The organism is Paenibacillus profundus, from assembly GCF_021369635.1.
Lineage (GTDB): Bacteria > Bacillota > Bacilli > Paenibacillales > Paenibacillaceae > Paenibacillus_B > Paenibacillus_B profundus.
In genome coordinates, this window is the sequence record NZ_JAJNBZ010000078.1 from 1 (window position 1) to 4,033 (window position 4,033).

3 protein-coding genes and 1 pseudogene are annotated in these 4,033 nt (G+C 42.1%); 2 read left to right on the forward strand and 2 right to left on the reverse strand.

From position 1 onward, the window contains the following. A pseudogene (locus LQV63_RS31045) lies at positions 1–322 on the forward strand (hypothetical protein); the annotation flags it as partial. Positions 323–640: 318 nt separating this feature from the next. On the opposite strand, the gene LQV63_RS31050 reads toward LQV63_RS31045, so the two are convergent. Both LQV63_RS31050 and LQV63_RS31920 read right to left on the reverse strand, forming a co-directional pair. Beyond that, on the reverse strand, positions 641–1,519 hold the full coding sequence (locus tag LQV63_RS31050; protein ID WP_233699627.1) for a pentapeptide repeat-containing protein: 879 nt from the start codon (positions 1,517–1,519) through the stop codon (positions 641–643). Positions 1,520–2,253: 734 nt separating this feature from the next. Continuing rightward, positions 2,254–2,589, reverse strand: coding sequence for a helix-turn-helix domain-containing protein (locus LQV63_RS31920; RefSeq protein ID WP_325175948.1), 336 nt, complete (start codon positions 2,587–2,589; stop codon positions 2,254–2,256). A gap of 588 nt (positions 2,590–3,177) precedes the next feature. On the opposite strand from LQV63_RS31920, the gene LQV63_RS31060 reads away from it, so the two are divergent. After that, complete coding sequence (locus LQV63_RS31060; RefSeq protein WP_233699628.1) at positions 3,178–3,780, forward strand: MepB family protein; 603 nt, start codon at positions 3,178–3,180, stop codon at positions 3,778–3,780. The last annotated feature ends 253 nt before the right edge of the window (positions 3,781–4,033 follow it).

The following is a 4,033-nucleotide window of genomic DNA, read 5'->3' on the forward strand; positions in this document are numbered from 1 at the left end:
AAAACCTGCTGTAGACCGTATTATGAATGAACTTGTAAAATTACGTCATCAAATGTCACTTAATATTGGATTTAACAATTATAGTGACTATGTATTTACACTAAAAAATAGAGAGTACAGTATTCAAGATTGTTACACTTTTCATGAATCTGTTGAAAGGTATACTATCCCAGTATGGAAACGTTTGGCGAAGCACTTTGAAACAGAACTTGGTATAGAAAAGTATCGCCCTGAACACAATGAATGTAAGAAAGCTCAGCGTGAACAAATGCATCGTGCATTTTCTATGCTCATTTCTCCACTAGCAGGAGACATATTCTAACATTAGGCAAGTATGGATTGAAATTCATCGATTGTGGAGATTTATAGAAAAACAGGTGTCAATTTTGACTTCTCTGAACAAACTATAAAAAATATTTCCGAGTTCATTATTAATATAATTGAAGATTTAAATTAAATGTGTATAGTCACGATAAAAGCTAATATTGAACTAAAGGGGCCCTTTCTGGAAAAAGAGTGTATATTTAACACACTTCCCTAAGTCTTTTAAAATGCCAAAAATCCCTACTTTTTGTGTCGAAAGCAGGGATTTTTTTCGGTTAAAGATTTGTCTTTTTCTCAAAGCGCTCAAGTGCTCGCTTTATCCTCCGAAGGCGGACCAGTGCGTTGGACGAGTGAGTGACGGCGGCAACTTTGTGTTGGCATCTCCCTTTGCCGCGTTGATCTGGGCTTGGGTGAGAAAAATACTTTCGGTGAGGTCGGCACCTCTGAGGTCAGTATCTCGGAAATCAGCACCGATAAGGTCAGCTGCTCTCAGGTCGGCGCCTCTGAGGTCAGCGGCAATAAGGTAGGCCCCTCTCAAATTGGCGCATCTAAGATCGGCACCTCTCAGTTTGGCACCGATAAGGTCAGCACCTCGGCCGTAGGTCTTCCGACGGCCTGAGGGGCCCTTCTGTGAGCGAAGGGCTTCGGCTCGCACGAGTTCGCTGGTCCGTAGGAGCAGAGCATTGACATCTGCTCGGTGTGCTGCCACGTCCAGTTCCATGATGGAGTCGGGATCGAGGCGAGTGAGGCGTTCCGTCTCGTCAAGCGCCCGACTGAGCGCACCTTGGATAGGACGGGCAGGTTGCAACGTTAGCGCTTCGGTCAGATACCAGAGGAGCTCATGGAGCTGCCGCACGATCGGGAACACCTCAAACATTTGTTTCGCGGATCCTGGGGCTTGCCGCCAGTCGTGTCCACCGAAGGTAACTCGGGACACCTTTTGCCCCGCGCCGAAGCAGTCATACACCGTGCAACCTCGAAAGCCCCGCTGCCTAAGGCTGGTGTGAACGCCGCAACGGAAGTCCGATTGCAGGTTTTGGCAGGGCTTCCCGGCATCTTTGTCAGTCGCGAAGTCTGCCGAAGCAGCGTAGGGCAGCGCGACACAGCACAAGCCGAAGCAGTGCTCGCAGTCAGCTTGCAGACTTAGGCGACTACTGTCGGGGAAAGCTCCTGAATATTCGCGATTCTCAGACATTGCGCGGTCTCCTTCCGTTTCATCGTATTTCCATACATGCAAACTCTAATCTAAAGACAAGGCTGTGGTATGATAATAGGTGTTTTCCATATAGAAATGATCTTTTATATGTTATTACTGAATATTCTCTTCGTCAATCCTTGTTCAAGGTGATTTTCATGAAAAAAGCCGGTTTCCCCTACAAAAAACCCCGCCCAGTAAAGGACGAGGTTATCGCGGTACCACCTTTTTTGAATCGCAACAAGCGATTCACTCTAAAGTACAATAAAAAGTAGAAAATCCTTACGACACTCCCCATACTACAATAAAAGGAAATGCAAAAAAAACAAATGAAATACCTTTCAAAAGCATTGCATACATTGTCAGTTGCGGGTGCTTGAGACTCGCCTTTTCCATTTTCCACAACATAATTGCCCAACTCCATAGCGTCATGATAATACATAAGACAGACTATAAGCGTGAACACTCAATCCATAATAAAGCAGTATACGCTCTTTATCGCTCAAAATATTAACATAATCCAATACATTTTTACCTGATTTGATAGGTTTCATTTAATTTGCTGAAATCATTTCGTTCAATCATGTACTTTTGGTATAGTCCTTTTGCAATATAGGCATAATCCATGGGAACGTGAGTAGTCAACGATGAGGTTATACACTGATAATTGAATGGGTTCATTTTTTACGGAGACTGCTGTCTGGTACAGCTTCTCAATCAAGTCTAAGCTGTCTTCATTCGGTGATTCGAGAAACTTGGCGGCTATCTTGGTTACTAACGTTGCTTGGCGCTTCAAAATCTTTTTGCAAAAATGAGAAAACCACATCTGATTTATGTCCAGTCTCGATGTACTGTTCTACGATGTCGTCACCGGGGATGTCTAATACAGCCGCTATGGATTGAATGATGTTAAAATCCGGACGCTTGACTTCACCGTTTTCAATTCTCGACAGGCTGCCTTTATCAACGCCGACTGCTTCTTGCAACTTTGATAAGATCATTTCTTTCTTTTGGCGATGAAACAGTATTAGCTCCCCCAAGCTTTTAGGCTTCGCAGTAACAGTACTCACAACCTCACCTTCCTTTGTAGTACAATAATTGAACACCTATATTTTACCATATCTTTTACGAAAACAAAACAATACTTTACATATTAACCATATAGTACACTTCCGCGCCCCACGGAAGAACGGATAAATCCGATTGTGCTGGATATGTCTAAGTTGGAACATGCGGGTGCTGTTATTGGTATTCTACCTGTGGCATTTATTTCAGCGGGGAGTATATTCATGCCTGAAGCACAGTTATTCTTTGTGGTGAAATACATCCGATGAATAAAATATAAGGAACAATTATATAGTGTTTCCTTTATTCACTAATTGTATAGTTGACCAATCGGTGTTTCATTTGCCATAACGAAAACAACCCCATATGCACAGGAAGCCAATGTATGTTGAATGTCATACCTCTTCCATTATTTTCTCTCTCAAAGTCGTTTGAAATCAGGAAGCGCCAGATATTCAATGAAAATATGCCAATTCAACTAACGTTATCCGTTAGCTGAAGTGAACTTGTGAACTAGCTATGATTGCATTATGATAGTGAACATTAAGAGCACCAATGGATTGCTACATGGGAAACATGGGGGATTTGAACAGATGGATGAAAAAAATCGAGAATTTTCAAAAGCATGCCCTAGCGATCAAAATTTTTGGACTTCCTCTGATACAATTCATAGTGACCTACTTGCCACTAAGGATCTTGTTTATAACCCGTGCAGGTTTGATTGCTCTCGACCACTCCTAGAAGCACAAAATGCTGAATATGGGGCGTATGTATTTAACTTGAATGCTCTCTCCATTAGATTTCGTGTCGCAAGAATCACTCCTACAAAGGTCGGGCAATTTGTAACTTTATGGGAGAGAATTGGGGATGGACCGATCCAACCATATGACGTATCAGATCCAGTCGATTTCTTCGTTATTAGTACACGCAAAGGTAGTAACTTTGGTCAGTTTATATTTCCAAAAGTGGTTCTATGTGAACAGGATATAGTATCCAATAAAGGTAAAGGTGGTAAAAGGGCAATACGCGTATACCCTCCTTGGGACAATCCTACGAGCCGTCAGGCTCAAAAAACTCAGATATGGCAGTTGGAATATTTCCTAGAGATACCTGTGAATATACCAATAGACTTTGTTCGTGCTCAAATGCTTTACGGTCCCAGTTCGTTAGTAGAAACCAACATATGTCCAAAATAATGTTGCTCTCTCATTCATAGAGCTAAATTGCTCTAGATTCAATATGCAAAATCAAATCAGTTTGACAAAGTGGGTTGGGGACAAGAATCCCGAGCCCACTTCGTTTATTATGGTTAGCCATAGTTCATACGGCATTCCACTAACCTGCCCTGTAGCAGAAGAATTGTTAATATAAATTAGAAAAGATAATTATACAAGCAAGCCTGTTGATTAACCATCAAATGGTAGAAAAAGAGCCGTCAACCCGGTAAAA

Bases quoted from the DNA above. Each gene is read 5' to 3' on its own strand.
- LQV63_RS31060 (WP_233699628.1), top strand. From the start codon at position 3,178: ATGGATGAAAAAAATCGAGAATTTTCAAAAGCATGCCCTAGCGATCAA.
- LQV63_RS31050 (WP_233699627.1), bottom strand. From the start codon at position 1,519: ATGTCTGAGAATCGCGAATATTCAGGAGCTTTCCCCGACAGTAGTCGC.